At 53.4% G+C, this 25371-nt stretch carries 24 protein-coding genes; 16 read left to right on the plus strand and 8 right to left on the minus strand.

Annotation, left to right across the window (positions count from 1 at the left end):
- Nucleotides 1-48: 48 nt before the first annotated feature.
- Entirely contained in the window at nucleotides 49-1533 is a 1485-nt protein-coding gene (locus SPI6313_RS12505; RefSeq protein WP_139276634.1) for a hypothetical protein, read from the minus strand.
- Nucleotides 1534-1627: 94 nt separating this feature from the next.
- On the opposite strand from SPI6313_RS12505, the gene SPI6313_RS12510 reads away from it, so the two are divergent.
- The 4 genes from SPI6313_RS12510 to SPI6313_RS12525 all read left to right on the plus strand — a co-directional run bounded on the left by SPI6313_RS12510 (nucleotide 1628) and on the right by SPI6313_RS12525 (nucleotide 5066).
- The gene (locus SPI6313_RS12510; protein WP_139276635.1) at nucleotides 1628-2053 is read left to right on the plus strand and encodes a hypothetical protein; all 426 of its coding nucleotides are present in this window, start codon (nucleotides 1628-1630) and stop codon (nucleotides 2051-2053) included.
- Between the two features lie 63 nt (nucleotides 2054-2116).
- Nucleotides 2117-4402 (plus strand): ATP-binding protein, encoded by a 2286-nt coding sequence (locus tag SPI6313_RS12515; RefSeq protein WP_072621299.1) that lies wholly within the window; start codon nucleotides 2117-2119, stop codon nucleotides 4400-4402.
- On the plus strand, nucleotides 4390-4716 hold the full coding sequence (locus SPI6313_RS12520) for a hypothetical protein (RefSeq protein WP_217650595.1): 327 nt from the start codon (nucleotides 4390-4392) through the stop codon (nucleotides 4714-4716). Before SPI6313_RS12515 ends, SPI6313_RS12520 begins: the two co-directional genes overlap by 13 nt.
- Nucleotides 4717-4718: 2 nt before the next feature.
- Nucleotides 4719-5066 (plus strand): type II toxin-antitoxin system PemK/MazF family toxin, encoded by a 348-nt coding sequence (locus SPI6313_RS12525; protein ID WP_072621300.1) that lies wholly within the window; start codon nucleotides 4719-4721, stop codon nucleotides 5064-5066.
- 82 nt (nucleotides 5067-5148) lie between these two features.
- Here the strand turns inward: SPI6313_RS12525 and SPI6313_RS12530 are convergent, their stop codons facing one another.
- A complete protein-coding gene (locus tag SPI6313_RS12530) occupies nucleotides 5149-5376 on the minus strand; it encodes a type II toxin-antitoxin system HicA family toxin (RefSeq protein WP_072621301.1) in 228 nt (75 codons plus the stop codon).
- Nucleotides 5373-5573 carry a type II toxin-antitoxin system HicB family antitoxin gene (locus SPI6313_RS12535; RefSeq protein WP_072621302.1) on the minus strand — a complete coding sequence of 67 codons (201 nt, stop codon included), beginning with the start codon at nucleotides 5571-5573 and terminating at the stop codon, nucleotides 5373-5375. Before SPI6313_RS12535 ends, SPI6313_RS12530 begins: the two co-directional genes overlap by 4 nt.
- Before the next feature lie 279 nt (nucleotides 5574-5852).
- Between SPI6313_RS12535 and rlmN the strand changes: the two genes are divergently transcribed.
- The 12 genes from rlmN (at nucleotide 5853) to SPI6313_RS12595 (ending at nucleotide 21050) form a co-directional block, all read left to right on the plus strand.
- A complete protein-coding gene (gene rlmN / locus SPI6313_RS12540) occupies nucleotides 5853-6878 on the plus strand; it encodes a dual-specificity RNA methyltransferase RlmN (protein WP_072621303.1) in 1026 nt (341 codons plus the stop codon).
- Nucleotides 6879-6928: 50 nt separating this feature from the next.
- Nucleotides 6929-8443, plus strand: coding sequence for a CPBP family intramembrane glutamic endopeptidase (locus SPI6313_RS12545; RefSeq protein WP_072621304.1), 1515 nt, complete (start codon nucleotides 6929-6931; stop codon nucleotides 8441-8443).
- Nucleotides 8440-9237, plus strand: coding sequence for an HAD family hydrolase (locus SPI6313_RS12550; protein WP_072621305.1), 798 nt, complete (start codon nucleotides 8440-8442; stop codon nucleotides 9235-9237). The genes SPI6313_RS12545 and SPI6313_RS12550 overlap by 4 nt, the downstream gene beginning before the upstream one ends.
- A gap of 308 nt (nucleotides 9238-9545) precedes the next feature.
- A complete protein-coding gene (gene rpmI, locus SPI6313_RS12555; protein WP_072621306.1) occupies nucleotides 9546-9746 on the plus strand; it encodes a 50S ribosomal protein L35 in 201 nt (66 codons plus the stop codon).
- 52 nt (nucleotides 9747-9798) lie between these two features.
- A complete protein-coding gene (gene rplT / locus SPI6313_RS12560; protein WP_072621307.1) occupies nucleotides 9799-10146 on the plus strand; it encodes a 50S ribosomal protein L20 in 348 nt (115 codons plus the stop codon).
- Nucleotides 10147-10734: 588 nt separating this feature from the next.
- A complete protein-coding gene (locus SPI6313_RS12565; RefSeq protein ID WP_072621308.1) occupies nucleotides 10735-11796 on the plus strand; it encodes a DUF3326 domain-containing protein in 1062 nt (353 codons plus the stop codon).
- Entirely contained in the window at nucleotides 11793-12386 is a 594-nt protein-coding gene (locus SPI6313_RS12570; protein ID WP_072621309.1) for a CPBP family intramembrane glutamic endopeptidase, read from the plus strand. Before SPI6313_RS12565 ends, SPI6313_RS12570 begins: the two co-directional genes overlap by 4 nt.
- A 137-nt stretch (nucleotides 12387-12523) precedes the next feature.
- Entirely contained in the window at nucleotides 12524-13651 is a 1128-nt protein-coding gene (gene cax / locus SPI6313_RS12575) for a calcium/proton exchanger (protein ID WP_072621310.1), read from the plus strand.
- Between the two features lie 302 nt (nucleotides 13652-13953).
- Nucleotides 13954-18168, plus strand: coding sequence for a DEAD/DEAH box helicase (locus SPI6313_RS12580; RefSeq protein ID WP_072621311.1), 4215 nt, complete (start codon nucleotides 13954-13956; stop codon nucleotides 18166-18168).
- Nucleotides 18169-18196: 28 nt separating this feature from the next.
- Nucleotides 18197-18931, plus strand: a complete 735-nt coding sequence (locus SPI6313_RS12585) for a lysophospholipid acyltransferase family protein (protein WP_084669010.1) — start codon at nucleotides 18197-18199, stop codon at nucleotides 18929-18931.
- Between the two features lie 27 nt (nucleotides 18932-18958).
- Nucleotides 18959-19777, plus strand: coding sequence for an alpha/beta fold hydrolase (locus SPI6313_RS12590; protein WP_072621312.1), 819 nt, complete (start codon nucleotides 18959-18961; stop codon nucleotides 19775-19777).
- Nucleotides 19778-19925: 148 nt separating this feature from the next.
- Entirely contained in the window at nucleotides 19926-21050 is a 1125-nt protein-coding gene (locus SPI6313_RS12595) for an RNA-guided endonuclease InsQ/TnpB family protein (protein ID WP_072621313.1), read from the plus strand.
- A 104-nt stretch (nucleotides 21051-21154) separates the two neighbouring features.
- Here the strand turns inward: SPI6313_RS12595 and SPI6313_RS12600 are convergent, their stop codons facing one another.
- From SPI6313_RS12600 to SPI6313_RS12620, 5 genes are all read right to left on the minus strand, one after another.
- Nucleotides 21155-21679, minus strand: coding sequence for an SLOG cluster 4 domain-containing protein (locus SPI6313_RS12600; protein ID WP_072621314.1), 525 nt, complete (start codon nucleotides 21677-21679; stop codon nucleotides 21155-21157).
- The gene (locus tag SPI6313_RS12605) at nucleotides 21676-22455 is read right to left on the minus strand and encodes an MBL fold metallo-hydrolase (protein ID WP_217650597.1); all 780 of its coding nucleotides are present in this window, start codon (nucleotides 22453-22455) and stop codon (nucleotides 21676-21678) included. The genes SPI6313_RS12600 and SPI6313_RS12605 overlap by 4 nt, the downstream gene beginning before the upstream one ends.
- Before the next feature lie 238 nt (nucleotides 22456-22693).
- A complete protein-coding gene (locus SPI6313_RS12610) occupies nucleotides 22694-23665 on the minus strand; it encodes a GDP-mannose 4,6-dehydratase (protein ID WP_072621315.1) in 972 nt (323 codons plus the stop codon).
- A gap of 99 nt (nucleotides 23666-23764) precedes the next feature.
- Entirely contained in the window at nucleotides 23765-24085 is a 321-nt protein-coding gene (locus SPI6313_RS12615; protein WP_072621316.1) for a DUF6679 family protein, read from the minus strand.
- A 328-nt stretch (nucleotides 24086-24413) separates the two neighbouring features.
- Nucleotides 24414-25337, minus strand: a complete 924-nt coding sequence (locus SPI6313_RS12620; RefSeq protein ID WP_072621317.1) for an alpha/beta fold hydrolase — start codon at nucleotides 25335-25337, stop codon at nucleotides 24414-24416.
- Nucleotides 25338-25371 lie beyond the last annotated feature (34 nt).

Raw genomic sequence — 25371 nt, forward strand, 5'->3', positions numbered from 1 at the left:
GCCGAGTTGAGCCGTTTGCAACGTTGGGCGGAATTTTAGCGTGTGGAGTTAATGACGCGATCGCAGCAGTAGCGGCAAGACTTGCCAACTGAGGAATGCGGTGATCGTTCCGATAGCGAGACTCGCCACCAAAATCAGGAACAGCGCGATCGCCCATCCCCCCAAATCCCCCGCCGATTGCGACACCAAAAGACGCGGCGCGAGCACAGAACTCGCCACCGGAGTCACCCCGATCCCCAGAGTCGCCGTCACCACAACCCGCTCAATGTGATGCTGTCGATAGGACTGCTCCAGTTGTAGCATTCCCGTCATCACCCGCAGCGAATCTTCCAAAAGACGTAGGCCGGGGCTGAGTTGGTGGTAGTCCCGTTTCATCGGGCGGAGATAGCGACGAATCGCGAAATTTTTGAAGCGTTCTAAATATTGGGTGTCGGCTTGGCCGCCCAATTTGCTGATCAAACGGCAACGGTCTTGATAGCTTTCGAGATAACTTTCGATGGCATGGGTGTGGGTTTCAAACTCATTGAGGGCCTCCGCATATTGAGAGAGGAGCACCAGACTATGGCGTAGTAACTTCGCCAGGGGATCGAGGTGGAGTTGGGGCCGTTGTACCTGGAAATTCATCTGCTGGTTGATGCTGCGGATGTCTTGGTAGTAGCGGATGAGGTCGGTTTTCAGGGTGCGGGTGCGTTGGTGTGACCAGGTGGCGCGGTGACGATAGAGGCCGAGGGTGAGGAGGTGATGATAGAGTTTGTCGAGGCGTTTGAGGCTGGCGCGACAGTCGAAAATGCAGATGTAGAGGTGAAAGGGGTCGGGGCGATCGCAATCCGCCGAGCGCCACAGTTCAAAAAATGTCGCGTCTAAGATCCGACCTTGGCCAATTAAATCATCGGGCCAACTGGGCTGACCCGTGAGAGCAAGAGAATGATAACAGTCCTTCGCCACATAATCCGGATTTTGATCCTCATCAGCTAAACGACCCACCAACAGCCACGATCGCCCAAAGATACCGGGTTGCGCATCGGGGGCTTCGGTTTCGAGGAGATGGCTTTCGGTGAGGAGGCGTTGTTTGATGTCGAGATAGCAGTCAATGGATTTAGGGTGATACGTCCATTCAGCATCTTCGCTATCCATGCAATTAATTTGCAGGGCGTAGGCATCGCCGAAAATGCGCTGGTAGAGGTAGCCGTTTTGGGGCGGTTTGAGGCGTTTAGGTTGTTTGTCGCCAAGGTCTTCCCGCTCCGGACGGCGATCGCGCCCGCTATAGAGCAACAAATTCAACGCAGGATAAATTAACTGGGTGGAGTCATTATTCATGGCACGGGCGGGGGAGAAGACCGGAGCCAGCAAGTCAAACTGACCCACATGACCTATTGCTTTCTTTCGGGAAAGGAATCTCTCCATCCGGAGGCTTGGGGCGCAGCGGCTGGGGGATGGATGCGATCGCTGTGATGGCCGCAGAAATTGGGGTGGTTTCACCATCGGGTTAGGGTTGCGGTCGATTTCGTCCTGTGGGAAAGGGCGCGATCGCATTTGCCTAACCACCTCAGATCAGCGATCGGTTCTGGTTAGTCTCTCGCCCTAAAATTTCGGGCTATCCTGAGAGGTGATGAGTCTAAACATGAGCATGGTTGATCCAGTGACAGCGGGTATTGTCGTCGGCTTTTTGGCGGATAAGGTTTTGGGTACGGCGCTGGAGAAGTACACCGAGGGCGCGGTGGAAAAAATCAACGGGTTGTTGGGTAAGGTGTGGGACAAGTTACGCGGCAATCCGAAGGCGGAAATTGCATTACAGGCATTAGAACGGCAGGATTTATCGGTGAAGACTCGCCTAGAAACCTATTTGCTGGATGCGATGGAGGATGATCCGGCGTTTAAGGATGAAATTGAAGCGTTGGTGGGCGAAATCGAATCCGGGAAGCGTCAATCTGCGGATGGTAATACGATGATTTTGTCGGGTCAGGGATCGAAGGGTGCGATCGGCAACAATAACCAAATTGCGGAGACGATTACTAACACAACCAATTACAACGGGGTCATGCCAGCGGATTGACTGAAGTCGCCCGACGCTGATCGGGTTCCGAATCAATTACCTAAGAGTCATACCCGTGCGTTTGTGGGGCGCGATGATGAATTAGAAAATCTGCATCAACAGTTGCAGGCGTGCGATCGTGTGGCGATCTCGGCGGTGTCGGGGATGGGCGGTGTGGGCAAGACGGAGTTGGCGTTGCAATATGCCCAGGGAAAAACGGCAGCCTATCCAGCGGGGCGGGCTTGGTTTCGGGTGCGCGGTGGGGATTTGGGGGCGCAAATTTTGACGTTTGGGCGGGTGCAGTTGGGCTTGGAGCCACCGGATGAGTTGGATGATGTGGCGGCACAGGTGCAATGGGTCTGGGCACGGTGGCGACCACCGACGGGGGCGGCGCTGTTGGTGTTGGATGATGTGAGTGATTATGAGGAGATTCGGGCGTTTTTACCCCAGGATGTCCGGTTTAAGGTGGTTTGCACGACCCGCTTACAAACGCTCTCGTTAGGGTTTGAGCCGTTGCCGTTGCAGGTGTTGGATTTGGAAGATGCGCTGGATTTGTTGCGGTCTTTGGTGGGGGCGAGTCGTATTGATGCTGACTTGGCGGCAGCCAGCGCGATCTGTGAATGGTTGGGGCGGTTGCCGTTGGGGTTGGAGTTGGTGGGGCAATATCTCCATGAGCGCAGCAGTTTGAGCCTGGCGAAGATGTTGGAGCGGTTGCAAAACAAGCGGCTGGAGCAGAAGGCTTTACAGGGGCCAACCTATGAAACCACTGCCGAGCAAGGGGTGCGGGATGCGTTTGAGTTGACCTGGCAAGACTTAACCCCAGAAGCGCAGACGGTGGCTTGTGTGTTGAGCGTTTTTGCGTTGGCTCCGATCCCTTGGGCTTTGGTGGAGATGAGTTTGAGTGATTGGGATGAGGAGGATTTAGAGGATGTGCGCGATGGGGTGTTAGTGAAGCAGAGCTTAGTGCAAGTAAACACTGAAGAAACCTATCAACTACATCCATTAATCAGAGAGTTCTTACGCACTAAGACAAAAGTATTATTTTGTGATTCAATTCTAAATACAAAAATTAGACTTTTGCGTAATGTTATCCTAACTAAACCTCTAATAAAGAAATGGCTTGAAAATCTTTCATGTCTGAAATGGGATGCAGAAGATGAAATTGATTTTGACAATATGCCTGACATCGATATAGGCAAGAACATTTTGTCAAGTTATGAAGGCTATAGCGAGCTGCTGGCTCCATTGTCAAATAGCTTTTTTTGTACAAAAATTCTTTCTCAAAATATGAAGCTTGGGGTATTATCTTATCAAAAAAATAATTTTAGAAAACTGCTAACAGCTTTCCTTGAAAATCGGCAAGATTCCACAGAAAAAATCACAATAATTCCCCATAAGTTTAATGCACTGGAAACTCTCTTTGAAGAAACATTCAAAGATCAAAAGAGACATCCTCTTTATAAAGAATTCTATACTTATAAGTGGTGTAGATATAAAATAGAAACTATCAATCCAAATGTTTTATTTTGGTGCAGCTACGCACATTCAGACTTTGTGAATGATTTAACAGAGCTAGTTTTTGATGTTAGGCTGCCTACTAGAGATCCAAATTTAGTTTTCGACTCTGCATGGTGTGCTGCTATGTACCTGTGCAGAGGAAACCATTTTAATTGGTTTTCTTTTAGAAAATATGTTCAAGAAATACCCATCTCGGATATAAAAAATTCTTTGGAAAGTATAAACTCACAAAGATTTTCTATCCCAATGAAATATTGCATAGAAAACCTAAAAAACTACACTCAAATGGACAAAATTGATTGCTTGAATTTGCCCAAAGAAATTTCTCGGTTTCGTGAGAGAAATTTTCCCGATAAATATACAATTTTGAACTATGTAAATTATGTTTATGGAGAAGCATTAAAAAGTTACAATCGCATTGTCTCCGAGCTATTTAGTGGCTTTTCCACTGAGCTTTTAGATAATTCTATATTTTCATGTAATCTTGTTGGAATCATAGTACCTCCAAAAACACAAAAAGATTCTATTGAAATTAAGTATTATGTGGAAATAAATAATACTTGTAGTTATCCGACAGCAAATTTCTCTTTGAGTGAAGATGGTGAATTTGAAGATAAGCCTCGCTACGAAGCTGCAAGAAAAGCATATTCATATTCCAGGGTAAAAAAATCACTATCAGGCTTTAGCTACTCTCAAAAACAAACGCCTTTCAGCACAAGCTGGTTGGGTAACTATCCGATTACTGGCTTAGTTTACAAGTGGCTAATTGATGAACTCTCTAAATCAAATTGGATACAACCACACAAAACAAACCTCCAGAAATATGCAAGCTTTCCCTGTTGGAATCCCTAACTGTGGCGTTTAAAGCGATCGCCCCCTCACCCAAAACCTCCGACCACAAATCCGCGATAATCCCCCCCAACCCTAACCCCACCATGAACCTCTCCCCCACCGCCCGCGAAATCCAAGCCAAACTCTCCCAACTCAGCCTCAGTGAGCAAACCTGGCTCATGGAATACCTTGCCCAACAGATTCGCCAAACCCTCACCCCCCAGCCCGACTGGACAGACGACCTCACCGTTATGGCCGCCGACCCCCAAATCCAAGCCGAACTCGCCGCCATCGATGCAGAATTTGCCCCTACAGAAATGGATGGGCTGGCATAGCGATGAGCATCAAACGAGGTGAAATCTACTTTGTTAACTTGAATCCCACCCAAGGACGTGAGCAAGCAGGCAATCGTCCTGTTTTGGTCTTGTCCATCAACACGATCAATAATCTCCCACTGGTGATCACAGTCATTGTGGGAACCAAAGGCGAGAACATCAAGCAAAACTTTCCGACCAATGTTCGAGTCACATCAGAAGAAAGCGGCTTACCGATTGAAACCGTTTTTCTGGGCTTCCAAGTCCGTTCTTTGGATCGCAAACGATTTCCAGCACAAGCCGCAGGACGATTATCAGCGAACAAAATGCAAGACGTTGAAACCGCTGTGAGGTATTGTCTTGGGATCTGAAAACGCCCACCGCCTTAACGATCGCTCCCTCACCCAAAGCCTGCGATCGCAAATCTGCGATCATGAGGCTCGAAATTGAGAGCTACAACAACTCCAAAAACTGCTCCACCTCGATCTGAGCCTGCTTCAAAATCTTTGCCAAGGTTGAACGTTTCACGGGCTTGTGAGCCGGAACCGTGATCTTCAAGGTTTCCTGCGGTAGCGTTTTCTCTAACCGAATGTGACTCCCCTTCTGTCGCACCACACGCCAACCATCCCGCTTTAAAGCCGCGATGATTTTTGAGTACGACAAGCTAGGAACCTTGCTCATATCACTAGCTCTCGAATAATGACACCATCCTGAACTGCGAGATCATCCACGGGTTCTAAATACAGCTCAATGGCTTCCTGAATATTACTCAACGCCTCATCCACATCATCCCCCTCACTAATGCACCCCGGCAGCGACGGCACAAAAACCGTGTATCCCCCTTCATCACTCGGTTCTAAAACAACCTGTAGCTTCATGAGTCCATCTCAACAACGCCAGTATTTTTCAATCCTAAAGTAAAACTCAACAGCACCGCTCAACCCAACCTAACCCTATCTCTACAGGATTAATCATGACTCTGCCCAACCCCATCCTCAACGATCGCACCCTCCTGCTCTACCCCGACGAAGAACGATCGCACCGCTGACAAACATCGGGCTTTGACGAGATTGGCGACGGGTCTGTGGCTCCTCCCGAAGAAGCGATCGCAAACCTTTTAAAATGGGAGAGCATTGTCCGGACTTTTGCCCCACCCCATGACTCAACCTCTGCTTACTCTTTCTCGCGACCAACTCACCGACTGGGTACAAGCCCAGGGCCAACCGGCCTACCGGGGCCAACAACTCCACAATTGGCTCTATCAAAAAGGGGCGCGATCGCTCCTGGATATTTCCGTGTTTCCCAAGGCCTGGCGGGAAGAATTCGCCCATGTGCCCATTGGTCGCTCCACCATTGCCCACACCAGCATCGCCTCGGACAAAACCCGGAAATATCTGCTCACGTTGGCCGATGGTGCGATCGTTGAGGCGGTGGGGATTCCCACGGAAAAACGGTTAACGGTGTGTGTCTCGTCCCAGGTGGGCTGTCCCATGGCCTGCAATTTTTGCGCCACGGGCAAGGGCGGGTATACCCGTAATTTGAAGGCCCATGAAATTGTCGATCAAGTCTTGACGGTGCAGCAGGATTTTCAACGCCGCGTTAGTCATGTGGTCTATATGGGGATGGGGGAACCGCTGTTAAACCTCGATGAGGTAGTGAAGTCTCTCCATAGCCTCAATCAGGATGTGGGGATTGGGATGCGATCGCTCACCGTCTCCACCGTCGGCCTGCCCCGTCGGATCACGCAACTGGCCAAACATCAACTCCAAATCACCTTCGCTGTCAGCCTCCACGCCTCCAACCAAGGCCTGCGCAAACAACTGATTCCCAGTGCCAGCGCCTACCCCCTCAAAGCCCTCCTCGCCGACTGTCGCACCTATGTGGAAACCACTAAACGCCGCGTCACCTTTGAATACATCCTCCTCTCTGGCGTGAACGACAGCCCCGCCCAAGCCCAAGAACTCGCCAACCACCTCAAAGGCTTTCAATCCCATGTCAACCTGATCCCCTACAACCCGATCAGCGATGCGGACTACCAACGCCCCACCACCAAACGGATCACCCAATTTAGCAACGTCCTCAAAAAGAACCACATTGAAAACAGTGTGCGCTATTCTCGCGGCCTCGAAGCCAACGCCGCCTGCGGCCAACTCCGCACCAGTCAAGCCGTTGCGCCAGTATAATCCTGCCTTGAGTCTTCTGCCTTCGTCCTTCATCCCTCTGCCTTGAACCCATGACCCTTAAACGTCTTGCCCTCGTTCTGATCACCGTGCTGGTTGCGGCACGGGTTTTACTGTCCCTTGTCGGGAGTTTGAATGAACCCCAAGTTCAAGGCAGACTTGAACTGTATCAAAGTAATTTAGTCCTGACGGCGGCGGAATTTGACCCGGACTCCGATCAAGTTAACCAATCCCTAACTCAGATCATCGGTGATGCCCCCTACACCAACGCTCTGAAGCAATATCAAGCGGTGTACGACGCGACGGCGCAGTCGATCCAACAGTTGCGCGACCAAGCGACCGAGTCGGCGGTGTTGGTGAATAATCCGCAAACGGTGCAGTTTGAAAGCGCGATCGCTCAAGACCAGCAATTCCTCCATCGTCTCGCCCTGCATATTGGCCTGATCAACGCCCACCAGCAGGACATTGAAGCCGCCCAACACCAATGGCAGGACATCCCCAAAACCGCCACGATCAGCGACATCACCACCACTGCGCAGATCCTCGCCCAACTCTGGAACGAGTCCCCCTCGGATCTCCCGGCGGAAACCGCAACGATTGTCCAAGACAATCTAGACGGGTGGTTTGAGGATGAAGCCCTAGGGCGGTTCTATCAGGTGACGCAACAGGAGGAGGCGATCGCGCAACTCACCCAACACCGCCAAGACCGCGCCGCCCAAGCCCTGACCCGCCTCGCCGCGATCACCGTCTTGCCCGCTCTAGGGGGAATCGCGGGGGTAGGCGTGATTCTCTTTTTAATCGGGCAATGGGTGGTGAAACGAGACACCGCCCTCCTCGCTCAACCCTTCGCCAGCATCGAAGTGCCGTGGGATGGCGAAACCACGGTGCAGGGTCTTGTGGTGGGATTTTTCTTCTTTAGTCAAATTGTCCTCGCCACGGCTTTACCGATTGTGACGGCATTGCTCGGCCTCAATCCCAGCGGTTTTGATCTGCGAGGAAAAGCCCTCTACATCCTCCTCAGTTACGCCTTGATGACTGGGGGCGGCTTGACGATTTTGTATTACACCTTGCGGCCCTATTTCCCGCTGCCGGAGGGGTGGTTTCAGGTGAAGTTAGGGGGACGCTGGGCCCTGTGGGGGGTGGGGGGCTATTTGGTCGCGATTCCCCTGGTCTTGCTGGCTTCGTTGCTTAATCAGCAATTGTGGCAAGAGGGGGGCGGTGGCAACCCGATTATTCTGCTGGCGTTGCAGTCTCAGGACACCTTAGCGTTGGTGATTTTCTTTTTAACGGCTTCCTTGGCTGCGCCGCTGTTTGAAGAAATTATGTTTCGGGGCTTTCTGTTGCCGTCCTTGACGCGCTATCTGCCGGCCTGGGGTGCGATCGCAATCACCAGCGTCCTCTTTGCCGCTGCTCATTTGAGTTTGGCGGAAATGATCCCGCTCACGGTGTTGGGGGCAATTTTGGGCGTAGTCTATTGGCGATCGCGCAATCTCCTCGCCTCGATCCTGCTCCATAGTCTTTGGAATAGCGGCACGTTGATCAGTCTCTTCCTCCTAGGGCGGTCATGACCCTAGGACCCATCAGCGAGATCCCCCCAGAGCACGGGCGAGCCATCCCCCTGATCGCCACCGATATGGACGGCACATTGACGATCGCTGCAAAATTCACCCCCGCATTACTCCACACCCTCGAAGCGGCTCAAGCTGCCGAATTGCCGGTGTTAATCGTGACGGGGCGATCCGCCGGTTGGGTCAGTGGCTTGGTGCATTACTTGCCGATCGTGGGGGCGATCGCCGAAAACGGCGGCATCTTCTACGATGCTGACCACCCAGACGGGGAGGTACTGAGTCCCATCGGCGATCGCACCCTCCACCGCCACGCCCTCGCCGTTCAATTCGCCGCCTTACAGCAGCAATTCCCCCACCTCCGCCCCGCCGCCGATAATGATTTTCGGGTCACGGATTGGACGTTTGATGTGCAGGGGTTAAGCGAGACCGAAATCACCACCCTCGCCAACCACTGCACCGCCCACGGTTGGGGCTTCACCTACAGCACCGTGCAATGCCACATCAAACTCCCCCAGCAAGACAAAGCCCAGGGTCTCCTCCAGGTGCTCGCCCGCCATTTTCCCCACCTCGACCCCGCCACCATCCTCACCGTCGGCGACAGCCCCAACGATGCACCCCTGTTTAACCCGGCTCATTTCCCCCAATCCGTCGGCGTGGCCAATGTACGGCCCTATTGCGATCGCCTCCCCCATGTCCCCACCTACGTCACCACCCAACCCGAAGGCCACGGCTTCGGCGAACTCCTCAATCATCTTCTGCCACTGAGAGCCAACCCCTCATCATCAGGAATTTAAGCGGCCGGCCTTCGACAGGCTCAGCCCTCGGTTGTTGATCTGTCGCCTGACGCTCTTGGATTGAGAGGAGGAAATAGGGCGATGCTCCATCAAAATTCATCTTCTGGAGTGCGGGCATCTTGCCCGCTGGGATGCAGACCAAACAGGGCGCAGGATGCTCCCACCCCCTTCAAACTTCAGATTTTGTCGTACAGTTCAACGTCTGTCCTGTACTTAGAGAGAGGATAGGTTTGCCCTGATCGCGGGGCTTGCTTGATTGGAAATCTCTAGGGTATGATAGGAGACTGTGTCATATTGAACCAAGAGTCATGCCGAAACTCAAAACCAAAAAAGCTGCTGCCAAACGGTTTCGGGCCACCGGGACAGGCAAAATCCGCCGCCGCAAAGCATTCAAGAACCACATTCTTGAGCACAAAAGCGCCGAACGGAAGCGTCGCCGCCTCTCCAACTTATCCCTCGTCCACGAGCGGGATGAAGAAAACGTGCGCTTGATGATGCCGTACCTCTAACTCAGACGCAGCACACCATTAATCCATTATTGAAACACCATAAACAAGCACTATGGCAAGGGTAAAACGGGGTAACGTCGCCCGCAAACGTCGTAAGAAAATTCTTAAGCTGGCGAAAGGGTTCCGAGGCTCTCACTCCCGGCTGTTCCGGATGGCGAACCAGCAGGTGATGAAGGCATTACGCAATGCCTACCGCGATCGCCGTCGCCGCAAACGCGATTTCCGTCGCCTCTGGATTGTGCGCATCAACGCCGCCGCCCGCCAACATGGCGTGAGCTACAGCCAGTTGATTAATCAACTCAAAATCGCCAATATCGAAATCAACCGTAAAATGCTGGCGCAGCTAGCCGTTGTTGACCCCGATGCCTTCGCAAAAATTGTCGAAGTTGCGGCTAAATAACCCCATCAATTCATTGCGGGCATTACGATTTGACACTCCCCGGCCTAAAGGCACGGGGATTCTTGGCTCACCGAGTCCACTTACCTAGGATTCCTTGCGAAGTCCTACATAGAGGTGGTTCTCTCCCCAAGCGTTACTTTCGGTGTGCCCCACCGTAGTTGGATTGCTCCAAAGTTTGTTTGGATTGGCAGCAATATTTGCCAAAAACTGATTCGTCTAGTCCCTGTGAATCTTTTATCTACTTGCAGGGAGGTCTAGAACAATGAAGTAGAACCCCATAGATTCAATTGCCAAGGTTCAGTAGCTACGAGTTAGGTAGCATCGGGTTTTTCAAGCGGTTGATTACCCTATCCGCTATGCTAATCATAAACCATAAAAAGCCGTCCTGGAAGGACGGGGCTTTAGACCCATGAATTTTGGTAACCCCCTTTAGAGTTGCTCTTGTAGCAACTCTTTTTTAATGGTGGCTGGGGCTGAGGATATGAAGAAATATAGGAATCGAGGCGAGATACGCAGGGGAATGAGCCGACATTGATAAAATGGGGAGCGATTTCCTCCCTTGTAGTGAGAGCATTTGTTTTGAAGGGTTTGTCACGTCCGTTAACTGCTGTGGTCATCGTACCAACAGGGATTGGGGCCGCCATTGGGGGCTATGCTGGGGATGCGTTGCCCGTGGTGAAGGCGATGGCGCAGGTGTGCGATCGCATCATCACCCATCCCAACGTCCTCAACGGGGCGCAACTCTACTGGCCCACCGCTGACACCCTTTATGTGGAAGGCTACGGCTTAGATCAATTTGCCGCTGGTCAGTGGGGCTTGCAACCCGTTCACCAAAACCGGATCGGGGTGATCCTCGACCAAGGCATTGAAGACGACCTCAAAACCCGCCATATCCAAGCGATCGAGGCCGCCCGCGCCACCCTCGGCCTTCCGGTGACAGACTATTTAACCACCGATGCCCCCCTGGGGGTCTCCCTCCAAACCGCCGCCTCCGGGACGAGTTGGGGCACGATCGCGAATCCTGACAGCTTACTCCGGGCTGCGGAGGTGTTACTCGGTCAAGCCGGGGTGAATGCGATCGCCGTCGTCGCCCGTTTTCCCGACGACATCGAACCCAACGCCCTCCAAGCCTATCGCCACGGGGCCGGCGTTGACCCATTGGCCGGAGCCGAAGCGGTAATTTCCCATCTGGTGGTGCGCCAATTCCGTGTCCCCTGCGCCCATGCCCCCGCCCTCGCGCCGCTCCCCGTTGATCCTGACGTAGCCCCCCGCTCCGCCGCTGAGGAATTGGGCTATACCTTTTTGCCATCGGTGTTGGTGGGGCTGGCCCGTGCGCCCCAATTTGTGCGGCCGGTGCAGTCTCGCGCCCCGGAACAGGTGTGGGCGGATCAAGTGGATGCGATCGTGGTGCCTGCCTCGGCCTGTGGCGGTAGTGCCACCCTGAGTTTGAGCGATCGCCTCGTGATCGCCGTCGAAGCCAACACGACCCAAATCCAAGTCCCCCCGGAATCCCTCGGTATTCCGGCCCTGCGGGCCCGCTCCTACTTAGAAGCGATCGGCATCCTCGCCGCCTACAAAGCCGGTCTCGATCCGGCTCACCTCAACCCCCACATTGCCCCCCTGCGTCCCACGACCCTACTGCACCCGTGAACAGTTCTCCCTCACCCGCCCCCGAACCCCTCAGCCGGACTCAAGTGCTCCTCGCCATGGGAGTCACCGCCACCCTCCTGCTCGTGGTGGCGAAATTGTGGCAGTATTTCGGCGATATTCCCCTGCTCACGGTGCGGTTTGAATGGATTGCCTTGGGGTGGGGCGTGGTGGTGATGGCGGGGATTGTTGCCATTAGCGGGCTGTTGCATTGGTTGTGGCCTGCCTATCGTCGCAGTGCCATGGTGTATTTAGAACTGGTGATTAAACCCCTGGAATGGCCGGATTTATTATGGTTGGGGTTGTTGCCGGGTTTGAGTGAAGAATTACTCTTTCGGGGGGTGATGTTGCCCGCGTTGGGGTTGAATATGGCGGCAGTGATTCTATCGAGTGTGTTGTTTGGGGTGCTGCATCTCAGCGGTTTGTCTCAATGGCCCTATATGCTTTGGGCGACTGTGGTGGGGGTCATTTTCGGGGTAAGTGCGATCGCGACCGGCAATCTCCTCGTGCCGATCATCGCCCATATTTTGACTAATTTCTGCTCCGGCTGTCTGTGGAAATGGAGCGATCGCCATCCTAGTCCCAAGTCTTGAGGATCGGGCAAAATTAGGGGGCGATCGCCCCCATCCGCCCCCACCCTCCCGAAATCCCCGAAATCCATGCGTTAAAATTCTTGAGGAACAGCGTCCCCTGCTTCCCCGGATTCGCTTACACCACAATACTCAGATTTATGAACAAAATTATCTACAGTCTACTGGTGTTCATTCCCATCTCGATCGCTTCCACGTACCTAGGATGGGGATCAGCCGTCACCTTCATCACCGCTGGCCTGGGCATTATTCCCCTCGCCGCCCTGATGGGACTCGCCACCGAAGAAGTGGCCGTCGTTGTCGGGCCGAACCTCGGTGGACTCCTCAACGCCACCTTTGGGAACGCCACTGAATTGATCATCGCCCTCGTCGCCCTCAAAGGCGGCCTGATCGAAGTAGTGAAAGCCACAATCACCGGCTCCATTATCAGTAACCTGCTGCTGGTGCTAGGGTTCTCGATGCTCCTCGGCGGTCTCCGGTTCAAAGAGCAGGAATTTCAACCCACCGCCGCCCGGATGAATGCCTCAACGATGAACTTGGCGGTGATCGCCCTGCTTGTCCCCACAGCGGTGGAATATACCTCTAGCGGTGTAGGTGAACTGACGCTGCAAAAATTATCCGTGGCCGTTGCAATCATTTTGATCCTGGTGTACTGTCTCACCCTACTCTTTTCAATGAAAACCCATACCTATCTCTACGATGTGGGGATGGCTGATCTTGAAGGCGACAACACAGCGGGCGAGGGCGAAGCGGGCGAGGGTCATCCAGAGCACAAAAAACCCAATGTTACCCTCTGGCTTGGGGTGTTGCTCTTGGTGACGCTATTGGTGGCTGTTGAATCAGAATTTCTGGTGGATAGCCTCGAAGAAGCCACCTCTAGCCTGGGGTTAAGTGCTCTCTTTACCGGGGTGATTTTGCTGCCGATTATTGGTAACGCGGCAGAACATGCCACGGCGGTCACCGTCGCCATGAAAGACAAAATGGATTTATCCGTGTCGGTGTCGGTGGGGTCAAGTCTGCAAATTGCGATGTTTGTCGCACCAGTGTTGGTGATTACGGGTTGGTTTATCGGTCAACCGATGGATCTCGATTTCAACCCCTTTGAACTCGTGGCCGTAATGGTGGCGGTCTGGGTGGCGAATTCCGTCAGTTCCGATGGAAAATCCAACTGGCTCGAAGGGATTCTCCTCTTAGCGACCTATATGGTGCTGGGGTTCGCCTTCTTCTTCCATCCGGTGGTGGCTGGTTTAGGCGCTTTGGGCGGTTAAAACACCCCCAAAACTAAAATAGGGTGCATCTCAGTTAGGCGAGTGTGCCCTCATCCCCTAGCCCCTTCTCCCTCCTTGGGAGCAGGGGGGTTTCCACAGTGAAATGCACCCACAAAATACTTTGGACGTTGAAAGGCTCAAGCTTGCAAGCTTGAGCCTTTCAATTTTTGGGTTTTGTGAGTTCGGATTATAAGATCGTGAAGACGTTCTCAGGATTAATGTTTGATCATCGGGGATGGTTAAGCTGATAATTGTTGAGCATCGAGCATTTAACGCAACTCTTCATCCTTGGGACTCTGGCCATGGCTTCTGACCTTTCCCTCCAATCTTCTCCTTTACAACAACGCTATGCACAGCTCAACCCAGCCCAGCGGGCCATGGTGCAATTCTTTGCGATTTGCCATACTCCCGTGAATCGCTCCAAAGCCTGTAGGTGCTGGAATGTTGCAGCCATCCATTTGCCATTTGACCCACCCCTGTCCCCATTAAAGGCACATACCTTCAGTGCCCGGATCAACGAGCTGATCAAGCAGGGAATGTTGGTGCAATCTCAGAGCAGTGGGATTCGGTGTCTGCCGGAGTTACAGGAAGTTGTGGTGCGGGATGCGGTCAAGCGGCGCACGTTTGAGCCAATTGTCAATGCGATCCATGCCCAATTTCCGATCCGGCAACATTACAACAAACAGCGAATTTTTCAATCCGAACAAGAATGGCTGCGTGAATTGCGGATTGCCATCTATCGCGAAAATTCAGCAGACATTGATACATTATTCGAGGAGCGTCGGATAGCCTATTGGACACCGAAACTGACCTTCTCTGATGTCTTGCGGTCAATGCTCAAGCATCCCTTTGATCCGGACTGGATGCAGCGGCTTTCGCCTGAGTTTGTTCAGTTGGGTCTCGACCTGATTTTGACGGAAGCAGCCCAGCAGTGCCAGGAGGTTGAGGCGGTTTTTGAGTGGCTCGAAGAATTGTACGCGACCCAACAGGTGACCCCGGATATCGTGGTGCTCTATGGGGAACAGTTATGGCTGCGGGGCCATTTACATGAAGTCTGGGAGCTTTTAGCGAAGACTGAAGCACATCCCCCGTCTTATCGGCGGTTGGCGTTGCAGGGCGCGATCGCTTTCCTGGATGGCCAAACCACCGAGGCGATCGCCCACTACCAAGACAGCTTAAAACTGGTCGGTAAATCCAACGCGGCACAAATGGAGTGGTTTGAGATCCCCACCACAGTGCTCTATTTATTTGCCCTGTTAAAAGACGGCAGCCCCGCTGCTTTGCAACTGGCCCACGGATATTGCACGATCATCGAACGGGGATCGGCTCAATACTGGCTACACCACAGTGTCAAACTCTTTTCAAGGCTGCTGAAAATTCAACAGGGCCAAAACTCGCTCGTAGCGGATTTGGCGAGCGAGTTTTTTGACTACAACCTGCCGACGGTTGGGGTGGCTACTCTGCTCGAAGTCTACAGCTTGTACTGGCTCAATGTGCCTGAACTTTCCCAATGGCTGACACCGCAACTGGTGCAGGCCTATCAGCAGGCATCGACGGCAGACTACGGTTGGCTCGCCCTCGAACTGGCAGACTTAATCGTGCGCTTGGACGGCGCGGAAATTTATCAGGAAGTGGCCGCCGGGTTGCGCGAAACGCTCAACAGTCAACCCCTGATCGAGATTGTGCAGCATCGAGAATTGTGGGAGCTTTCCCTCGATGCGCTGACTCAATTAACGTCTCCTGATGCCCCCGTTGAGAGCGATCGCGCCTCTCACTATCGTCTGGCGTGGCGATTACAGTTTCGTTCGCTGGATAACTGGCAACTCAACCCCGTCGAGCAAAAATTGAGCCCCAAAGGCGGTTGGACTAAGGGTAAATCTATCGCCTTAAAGCGGTTTCAATCGGTGCGTGAGATGCCCGACTACCTCACAGAACAGGATCGAAAGATTGCTAAAACCTTGCAAGTAGAGTCCGAATATCGCCGCTACGGTTCAGGAACCCCCAAGTATTTCTTTGGTGATCAGGCGTTACTGGCATTGGTGGGGCATCCGCTGGTGTTTTGGGCTGATCTAGACAATGTGCGCGTTGATGTGGTGGCGGGTGAACCGGAGTTGTTTGTGCAGCGTCTGGCCAATGAACGGCTTCAGATCAAACTGGCTCCTCCGCTTGCGGACGATGGGGAGGTGATCGCCGTCAAAGAAACCCCCACCCGGCTGAAGGTGCTCGCGATCAACGAACATCATCGCCGCATCGCGCAACTGTTGGGCGAGAACAATTGTTTAGATGTGCCAGCCCATGCCGAAGCAAAGGTGTTGCAGGCGATCGCAGCCATTTCAACCCTCGTCACGATTCAGTCTGACATCGGCGGCGGCGTGGCGGCAGAAGAAGTCCCCGCCGATGCAACTCCGCACGTCCATTTATTACCGGCGGGAGAGGGGTTAAAAGTGTTCCTATTGGTGCGTCCCTTTGCCGATGGCGGTTCCTACTATAAACCAGGTCAAGGTGGAACAACGGTGATCGCGGAAATTGAGGGCAAACGGTTACAAACCCGGCGGAATTTAAGTGCCGAAAAGAAACAAGCTACGGCCATCAAACAGGCTTGCCCAATTTTGCAACAATACGAAGCCAAAAAGGGGGAATGGATCATTGAAGAACCGAGCGATTGTTTAGCCTTATTGGTACAACTGCAAGCCTTGGGCGATCGCGTCATCATCGAATGGCCCGAAGGTGAAAAATTCCGTGTCTCGCGTCAGCTTGGCCTAGGAGATTTTAAATTTAATATTCGTCAAAAAAACGATTGGTTTGCGGCCAGTGGTGAGGTGCAAATTAGCGACTCCCAAGTGTTAACGATGCAGCAACTGATGGCATTGTTAGACGAGTCCCCTGGTGAGTTTGTCAAGCTTTCCGATGGGCAGTTTTTAGCCCTCACCGAGGAATTTCGCAAACGCTTAGCAATGCTCAAGCGTTTGGCCGAACCCAAGGGGAAAGGCCTGCGGATTAATGGTTTGGCGGCTTTAGCCCTTGATGGCATGGTGGACGATGTCGAGCAGCTCAAAGTCGATCAAGCCTGGAAGCAACATATTCAGCGCATCAAAACTGCGCAAAGCCTCGAACCCCAAGTACCACCGGATTTAAACGCCACCCTCCGGGACTATCAACTAGACGGGTTTACCTGGTTGGCACGGCTGGCGGCGTGGGGTGTGGGGGCCTGTCTGGCCGATGATATGGGCTTGGGGAAAACGCTGCAAGCGATCGCCGTCATCCTGACACGCTGCGAGGCGGGGCCCACCTTAGCGATCGCGCCCACCTCAGTCTGTATGAACTGGATTAGTGAAGTAGAAAAATTTGCCCCCCGGTTACGGGTGAAAGTCTTCGGCAGTGGCGATCGCCAACAGATGCTCGACAGCCTTGAACCCTGCGATCTTCTCGTGTGCAGTTATGGCTTACTCCAACAGGATGAAGTCGCTAAAATGCTCGCTCAGATTCAGTGGGCAACCATTGTCTTAGATGAAGCCCAAGCGATCAAAAATCAAGACACAAAACGTTCGCAAGCGGCGATGGCGTTGCAGGGAAACTTCAAGATCATCACCACCGGTACACCGATTGAAAATCACTTAGGTGAATTGTGGAACCTATTTCGCTTTATCAATCCTGGTTTATTAGGCTCCCTTGAGAGTTTTAATCAACGGTTTGCCTATCCCATTGAACGGGATCAAAATGAAGATGCACGCAATGCATTGCGGCGTTTAATTCAGCCATTTATTTTGCGACGCACCAAAGATAAAGTCCTCAAAGAATTGCCCTCCCGCACGGAAGTCACCTTACAAGTGGAACTCAGTACCGAGGAAATCGCATTTTATGAAGCCCTGCGCCGCGATGCGATCGATAAACTCACCGACAGTGATGCACCAGCGGGTCAAAAACATTTGCAAGTGTTGGCGGAAATTATGCGCTTGCGGCGGGCCTGTTGTCATCCCAAATTAGTACGACCCGAATTGGGGATACCCAGTGCCAAGCTCAAGCAGTTTGGCGAAACCTTAGCTGAATTGCTCGACAACGATCACAAGGTGCTGGTCTTTAGTCAATTTGTCGATCATCTCACCATTCTTCAGGACTATCTCGATCGCCAAAACATCGCCTATCAATATCTCGACGGCAGCACCCCCGCCAAGCAACGCAAACAGCGGGTCGATGCGTTTCAAGCAGGTGATGGTGATGTGTTTTTAATTAGCCTCAAAGCGGGGGGGACGGGTCTGAATTTAACGGCGGCTGATTTTGTGATCCACATGGACCCCTGGTGGAATCCGGCGGTGGAAGATCAAGCCAGCGATCGCGCCCACCGCATCGGGCAACAACGTCCGGTCACGATCTATCGCCTCGTCGCCCAAGGCACCATTGAAGACAAAATTGTCGCTCTCCACCAAACCAAGCGCGACTTGGCCGATAGTTTGCTGGCCGGTGCTGATTTCAGCGGCAAAATTTCCACCGATGAGTTGCTCTCCCTCATTCAACATTAGGATGGGGAGGATCACCCTTTCCTGTTGTATGGATTCTCGACTGTTTGCCGATCTTCCCCTCGTATTATCCCAAGGACTGTTATCGAGCTTGGGGATTGCGATCCAGGTTGACCATCGGGAACGCTGCCCCAAAACTGGCCCAGTTTTGGTGATCAGTAACCATCGCAGTTTGCTCGATGCGCCATTGATCATGGCGGCGATCGCCCGTCCGGTGCGGTTTGCCTGTCATCACTACATGAGCCACGTGCCCCTATTTAAAGACCTCGTGGCGGCCTACGGAGCCTTTCCCCTTGATGCCCCCCATACCAATCCTCCCCAGTTTCGTCAGCAAGCGATCGCCTTCCTCCAAGCGGGGCAAGTGGTGGGACTTTTTCCCGAAGGGGGCGAGCCGATGGTGACCCTCTCCTCACCCCAGGCCATACAAGGGTTTCATCGTGGTTTTGCCCATCTGGCCTATCAAGCTCCTGTCCCCTTGGCGGTGCTGCCGATCGCGATCGCCTCCCGGCGCGAAACCTGCAACCCCCGCTTTGCCCCCTTCTCAATCTTTCATTTTTTCGCCCCCGACGAACCCCTCTTTGATCGCCCCGGTTGGCATCCCTCGGTACAGTATCAGCAGGTCAAAATTACCGTTGGCCGCCCCCTTTGGATCACCCCCGAAACCCGCCAACAGTACCACGGTCGCGCCGGAGTCCGCCTCGCGAAAACCCTCACCCGCACCTGTCATGCAGAAATCGCCCAACTGTTGCATGATAGTTATGCGTGACCCTGCCCCGTTGTTGATCCTGAACCCATGCCCCTTTCCGAGACTCTCCAGCTTCTACGCCCCCTTCCCCCCCAACCCGATGCCCCCCTATTAATCATCCTGCCGGGCATGGACGGCACGGGATCGCTCTACAAAAGTCAACTGGCCGGATTGCGTCCTTATTTTGAGCCTTATTGTCTGCGGATTGACGCAGAGGATCGCACCCCTTGGCCGGATTTAGCAGCGGTGGTGACGGCTCAAGTTGAGACATTGCGGGCGGGGCGACCGGTGTATCTTTGCGGGGAGTCGTTTGGGGCCTGTTTGGGGTTGCAGATGGTGGTGCAGCATCCCAATTGTTGCGATCGCCTCATTCTGATTAATGCAGCAACGGCGTTTCAATCCCCCCTGGGCACGTCTTGGGCCATGGAACTGTTGCGCCATTTCCCGACGGCGCTTTACCATGGGGCAACTCTAGGGCTGTTGCCGTTTCTGATTACAGAGCATCGTGTGCCGGACTATAACCGTCATGATTTGATCGCGGCAATGCAGGCGGCAACCCCCGGCGGGGCAGCGTGGCGGGTGACGTTGCTCAGTGAGTTTGACCTGAGCGCAGCAGAACTCCAACGCATTCCAACCCCCACCTTGGCCATTGGGGCGGGGCGCGATCGCCTCCTTCCCTCCGCCCAAGAAGCCCAACGCCTCGCCACCCTCATCCCCCAGTCCCAAGCTCACATCCTGCCCGACAGCGGCCATACTTGTCTCCTGGAACCCACGGTGCAACTGGTGGACATCCTCGCCGCCTGTCAATTTCTGCCGGATCAAACCCCTGTTTTAGCTACGGCCAGCACTATGACACCGCTAAAATAGTGAATTGAGTAGGGTGTGTTAGCGAAGCGTAACGCACCGGAGAAAAAGGTTTTACGAATGTAAAGCGTAAAGCCCCCGTTTTCCAAACGGGGGATATAAGCGAAGGGCTGAATTTATTCAGCCGTGATACCGAGGTATCATAGCAACCATGAAAACGCTCAAGTTCAAGCTCTACCAGCATAAGCGGAATAGATACCTCAAGCGGACAATCAATGCCGCAGGGCGTATCTACAACCATTGTGTTGCCCTCCACAAACGGTACTACCGAATGTGGGGCAAGCACTTGAACTGCGCCCGACTGCAAAAACACATCGCCAAGCTTCGGAAACGGAACCCCTGGTGGTTGCAGGTGGGTTCTCAAGCCGTACAGGATATCTGCCAACGAATTGAGAAAGCGTATCAACTGTTCTTCAAACACAACAAAAAAGGCGTTCGCCTGCCAAACTTTAAGAAGACCCGAAAGTACAAATCCTTCACCCTCAAGCAAGCTGGGTACAAATTCCTCGGTGGCAACCGGGTCAGGATTGGGAACAAAGTCTATCAATATTGGCACTCTCGCCCCATTGAGGGCAAGGTCAAGACCGTGACGATTAAACGAACTCCCTTGGGAGAACTGTTCATGATTGTCACGGTAGATACCCTGTCAGAACCCCAAGTCAAAACCGAGACAGGTAACATTGCTGGTTTTGATTTTGGACTTAAGACGTTTCTGACCTGTTCTGAGGGATTCAAGATTGATGCCCCCTTGTTCTTCAAGCAGTCACTTAACTCGGTTCGCAAAGCGAGTCGAGAGTTGTCCCGTAAGCAAAAGGGTTCAGCCCATCGGGAACGTGCCCGATTAAACTTATCCCGCAAGCATGAAGATATTGCCCATCGACGGCGGGACTGGTTCTGGAAGTTGGCTCACCGCCTGACGAATCAGTTTGATGTGCTGTGTTTTGAAACCTTGAACCTCAAGGCGATGCAGCGGCTCTGGGGGCGTAAGGTGAGTGATTTGGCGTTTCGGGAGTTTCTGCAAATCCTGGAGTGGGTGGCAACGAAGAAGGGGAAGCGGGTGATCTATGTTGACCGCTGGTTCCCTTCGAGCAAGACCTGTTCAAGTTGTGGTCATATTTTGGAGCATCTGGATTTAGAGACTCGCCATTGGCGGTGTCCCAGTTGCTCGGCAGAGAATGACCGGGATGAGAATGCGGCGATGAATATTAAAGTGGCTGGGGCTTCAGCCATTGGGTTAGGTGATGTCAGACAGGCGTTGCCTGCTATTGCTGTTTGATCCCAGAATCCCCCGTTTTCTAAACGGGGGAGTAAGTCAACTCTCCTGACTATTGCACAAATTAAAACGTGTCACGACATCAGGGCGATCGCTGAACTTGAAAATCAACCGTCTAATTCCTCGTCTAGTGGTTCCATCGAGGGGACGAGGAGGGTGCGAAGCTGCGCGATCGCTTCGGCCACCGTTGCCGCAATTTGCAGTTGAACCCCGCCGTATTGTTGAAAAAAGGCGATCGCCTTGGGATTACACCCCAACAGAATCACCGCTTTACCATTTTTCAGGGCCAATGCCACCTCGGACGCTGTGCCTAACCCCATCCCACAGGCCACGATCGCATCGGACGATAAAACATTGATATTATTGCGCCCATAGCCCAGATCGGTATTAATCACCACCTCAACATTCGGGTCGGCGAGGGTGCGATCGCGCCCCGGCAAAATGCCAATCGTCATGCCCCCGGCCTGCTTCGCGCCCCGATTCACCGCCGCCATCACGCCACTGGGTCGCCCGCCCGTTAACACCGCCCAGCCTGCCGTGGCGATCGCCCGCCCCAAAGCCCCAGCCAGTTCACAATCCGCCGCCGTCGCCCCCGCACCAGGCCCCATCACGCCCACCACACGCCCTCTCATGGGGATACCACCTTGGAAGTGAGGGGGATGGGAGTGCGATCGCCCGGTATCGGTTCCATCACTTGGGTGGTTAAATCCTGGGCTTGGAGAGTGCTTTGGAAGGATGCGATCGTGCCGTTGCTCTGGATTAGGTTCGTCAAGATTCCCGTGGCCACCACGTCACCCCCCGCCGCCGTGGGAAGAATGAATTGGGGCGCGATCGCCTTCACGAGGGGCAGCGCCGTACTCGCGCCCTGAATAACTGGCCCCAAAAGCGGCAAGGCCAAATCGATCAACGGCGTGATCACCACATCAATCGAGCCGCTGGCCTGCACCGTTTGCGAGTGCATGCCGTGGGGTTCATAGTAAAGCCGCTGCTGGGTGCTTGAGTTTGTGATCACGTAGCCGTTTTCCGTCACGGTGGGCCCTAAGGATGCACCGGGGACGGCTTGGATTTGAAGTGTATCGCCCTCCCAGGTTTTCCCCGGTTGAAGAGCGGTGATCGTTTCGTAGCCGAGTTTTTCGACCACCTTGGCCGCTGTGGGAGACGCGATCACGGGAATGGCGCGATCGCACTGTGCCAAGGTCGGCGGATGGGCGTGATCTTCAATGCCTTGGGATAAGAGAATTAGATCAATATTGTCGGGAATGGAGCGGGGCGATCGCCGTTCCGTCTTAAAAAACCACGGCGCATTCCCAAACACCAACGGCCCCACAAACCACGGATCAACCAAAATCCGCAGCCCGCCCCATTCAATCAACCAACTATTGACATCTAAATATGTGAGATACAGCATCTTAAATTCTGTTCAATCCTGCTCAATACCGAAGTGTGACGCGATCACAGTGGCAATCCGTAACCTAACGTAAGCTTCGGTTACGGCGATTTTTGGACAATTTCGCGAGAGAATCAGCCGTCTAAGGAACGAAAAAATCAGGTGTTCAGCTTATCCCGACTTACGTTAACCTAACAAAAAATAGAGCCCCTGAGCCGAGGACTTGGCCCCAGACAGATTGACCTCCGCAAGACTGCCTTTACCGTTTGTCCGCCTGCAATAATTCCAAATCGTGCTTCACCATCACTTCCACGAGGCGATCAAAAGAATGCTCCGGTTGCCAGTTTAATTTCTGCTGAATTTTGTCAATACAGCCCACCAACTGTACCGGCTCATCGGGGCGATAAAACGCCGGATCGACGGAAACATACTGCTGCCAATCGAGACCCACCGTATTAAACGCACAGGCCACGAGATCGCGCACCGAATGGGTCGTGCCGCTGCCGATGATGTAATCATCCGGCTCATCCTGCTGCATCATCAACCACATCGCCTGCACCGCATCAGGGGCATAGCACCAATCCCGCCGCGCATCGAGGTTACCTAGTTTCAACGAATCCGCCAGGCCAAGCTTAATCTTGGCAGCGCCTTGGGTAATTTTGCGAAAGACGAATTCCGAACCCCGGCGGGGCGATTCGTGGGTGTAGGTGATGCCGCAACAGGTGTAGAGGTTGTAATGTTGGCGGTAATTGACCGTCAGCCAGTGGGCGTAGGTTTTGGCCGTGCCGTAGGGGTTGCGGGGGCGAAAGGCGGTGTCTTCTCGTTGGGGCGATTCAGCGGGTTGGCCAAAGACTTCACTGCTAGAGGCTTGGTAGAAGCGGGCATCGGGTTTACAGCGACGAATGGAATCGAGTAACCGCGCCACCCCTAAGCCGGTGTATTCAGCGGTGAGGGAGGGCTGAGTCCAAGAAAGGGGGACATAACTTTGGGAGGCGAGGTTATAAATTTCATCGGGCTGGGCCGCGTCGATCGCATCCATCAAGGACGGCTGATCCAGTAAATCTCCCGGCAGGATATTCACCGCACTGAGGAGGTGACTAATCCGCTGGAGGTTACTCGAACTTGAACGCCGCACTAGGCCGTAGACGCTGTAGCCCTTCGCGAGTAAAAACTCGGCCAAGTAGGAACCATCTTGGCCGGTCAGTCCGGTAATTAATGCCGTTTTACGCATGGAGGGATGAGGGGTCTGGAGTCGGGGGACAGGGATCAAGAATTGGGAGAAGGAGCGATCGCGCAACCCGCAGCCAGGTCACAGAGATACGCCAGCGCCTTATCCAGACGTTTTATCATTCCCTTCCTTTGAATTGGGGTGGATCTGTTCCGCTTCATGACAATCCTCAGAAACAAGAATTTCGGTATTACCCCGAGGGACAGAGGCTAGCTTCTGAGAAATCGCACCAATACTTTCAAGGCGCACCATCTCTTCCCAAGAACTCACCTCGTCATCTTCATCCGTTTCATACCGAATCGTCACCAGATCGCCTTCAATATCGACAATGTGAGCCGGTTCGATCCATCGTTGTTGATCCCGCAAGAACACACTAACTTCTCGACCATCTGCACACAATTGATAAATCTTGCGGTGTAGCATAGGTGACCTCTCCCAAGCAATTTCTGTATGTTGAGCTTTTGTTTGTAGATAATGGCAATGGCAACACGGCAGCCATTCCGTCTGTACCGGACATCATACATTGCTAGGCAGTTTAACGTAGAACGATGGTAAACTCTCACAATCCTATGGCCAGTTTAAGGAATATCTGAATCGTGATTGTCTACAGTCAGAGCATTCCATCGTTCGGGGATTGCACTCGAATATCCATGAATTGACGCGACGGAGTTGGTGTTACAGCGCAGCTAGACGACAGCCCGTATAGCGGCCATTGTGCCACACTCTCGCCCTTCTGTTGCCCCCGATCGCATCATTCTTCACAGGCGATCGCCGGATCGGAAAGGGCCGCCGGGGGAGCACCGGCATCCCCGTGATGGCGCATCAAAATATCGAGAATATGCCGATAGACAATCGGGGTTTGCTCCACCATCGACAGATGCCCACAATCGGGAATTTCAATCACATTGTCCCGCTGCTGTTGAAAACACCCATGAAAACTCGCCAAATGGCGGACATACTGTAGTTCCATCACTTGATCTTGCTGTCCGGCCAGAAAATACACCGGTTGGGACAATCGAGCCACCAATTGGGGGAGGCGATGCACCTCCGTTTCCGTGGTGGTTTCGAGCAAAGCCCCCAGAGCAGCAGCGCGATCGGCCCGGACAAAATCTAACAGCCGCTGTCGTCCCCAATGGCGTTGGAGCGATCGCGCCACCATCATCCGCGCAAACACCCAATCCAACCCCGGCACACAAGTCAGCCACCGCGCCCGGTACTTGACAATCTGCTGCCCCGCCTGCCGAAACCGCTCAAACTCCTCCTTTAAAAAAATCCCCCCCCCCGAATTCAGACAAATCACCCCCCGCACCCGCTGCGCATCACACTTCGCCCCCCACAGCGCAATACTGCCCCCCAACGAATGACCAATACACCACACCTCCCGCAGCTCAAGATGATCCAACAACGCCATCAAATCACGAGCATAGGCTTGAAGCGTGTACGCCGGTTGCTCCCTTGACTCTGAACCGGCCGAACCCAGGCCCGCCGACCGACCAAACCCCCGCAAATCGTACAACAAACATCCATAGTCCCCCGATAACTGTTCCACCAAGGGCCGCCAATATTCATAACTCAACAACCAGCCATGGATAAATACCAAAACTGGCCGATCTGACTGCGATGCAGGGGTGAATTCGTAGGTATGCGAAACCCCAAAAAGCTCAATGGTTTCCATAGCGATATCCTAGCCTGAAGCCTCCCCCTCAGTC

Source organism: Spirulina major PCC 6313 (assembly GCF_001890765.1).
GTDB lineage: Bacteria > Cyanobacteriota > Cyanobacteriia > Cyanobacteriales > Spirulinaceae > Spirulina > Spirulina major.

Excerpts from the sequence above, each read along its gene's own strand:
- SPI6313_RS12550 (WP_072621305.1), top strand. The coding sequence starts at position 8,440 with ATGACCCTAGGACCCATCAGCGAGATCCCCCCAGAGCACGGGCGAGCC.
- SPI6313_RS12595 (WP_072621313.1), top strand. The coding sequence starts at position 19,926 with ATGAAAACGCTCAAGTTCAAGCTCTACCAGCATAAGCGGAATAGATAC.
- SPI6313_RS12535 (WP_072621302.1), bottom strand. The coding sequence starts at position 5,573 with ATGAAGCTACAGGTTGTTTTAGAACCGAGTGATGAAGGGGGATACACG.
- SPI6313_RS12505 (WP_139276634.1), bottom strand. The coding sequence starts at position 1,533 with ATGCGATCGCGCCCTTTCCCACAGGACGAAATCGACCGCAACCCTAAC.
- SPI6313_RS12615 (WP_072621316.1), bottom strand. The coding sequence starts at position 24,085 with ATGCTACACCGCAAGATTTATCAATTGTGTGCAGATGGTCGAGAAGTT.
- SPI6313_RS12605 (WP_217650597.1), bottom strand. The coding sequence starts at position 22,455 with ATGCTGTATCTCACATATTTAGATGTCAATAGTTGGTTGATTGAATGG.
- SPI6313_RS12620 (WP_072621317.1), bottom strand. The coding sequence starts at position 25,337 with ATGGAAACCATTGAGCTTTTTGGGGTTTCGCATACCTACGAATTCACC.
- SPI6313_RS12580 (WP_072621311.1), top strand. The coding sequence starts at position 13,954 with ATGGCTTCTGACCTTTCCCTCCAATCTTCTCCTTTACAACAACGCTAT.
- SPI6313_RS12530 (WP_072621301.1), bottom strand. The coding sequence starts at position 5,376 with ATGAGCAAGGTTCCTAGCTTGTCGTACTCAAAAATCATCGCGGCTTTA.
- rpmI (WP_072621306.1), top strand. The coding sequence starts at position 9,546 with ATGCCGAAACTCAAAACCAAAAAAGCTGCTGCCAAACGGTTTCGGGCC.
- SPI6313_RS12610 (WP_072621315.1), bottom strand. The coding sequence starts at position 23,665 with ATGCGTAAAACGGCATTAATTACCGGACTGACCGGCCAAGATGGTTCC.
- rlmN (WP_072621303.1), top strand. The coding sequence starts at position 5,853 with ATGACTCAACCTCTGCTTACTCTTTCTCGCGACCAACTCACCGACTGG.
- SPI6313_RS12510 (WP_139276635.1), top strand. The coding sequence starts at position 1,628 with ATGGTTGATCCAGTGACAGCGGGTATTGTCGTCGGCTTTTTGGCGGAT.
- SPI6313_RS12525 (WP_072621300.1), top strand. The coding sequence starts at position 4,719 with ATGAGCATCAAACGAGGTGAAATCTACTTTGTTAACTTGAATCCCACC.
- SPI6313_RS12600 (WP_072621314.1), bottom strand. The coding sequence starts at position 21,679 with ATGAGAGGGCGTGTGGTGGGCGTGATGGGGCCTGGTGCGGGGGCGACG.
- cax (WP_072621310.1), top strand. The coding sequence starts at position 12,524 with ATGAACAAAATTATCTACAGTCTACTGGTGTTCATTCCCATCTCGATC.
- SPI6313_RS12590 (WP_072621312.1), top strand. The coding sequence starts at position 18,959 with ATGCCCCTTTCCGAGACTCTCCAGCTTCTACGCCCCCTTCCCCCCCAA.
- SPI6313_RS12585 (WP_084669010.1), top strand. The coding sequence starts at position 18,197 with ATGGATTCTCGACTGTTTGCCGATCTTCCCCTCGTATTATCCCAAGGA.
- SPI6313_RS12545 (WP_072621304.1), top strand. The coding sequence starts at position 6,929 with ATGACCCTTAAACGTCTTGCCCTCGTTCTGATCACCGTGCTGGTTGCG.
- rplT (WP_072621307.1), top strand. The coding sequence starts at position 9,799 with ATGGCAAGGGTAAAACGGGGTAACGTCGCCCGCAAACGTCGTAAGAAA.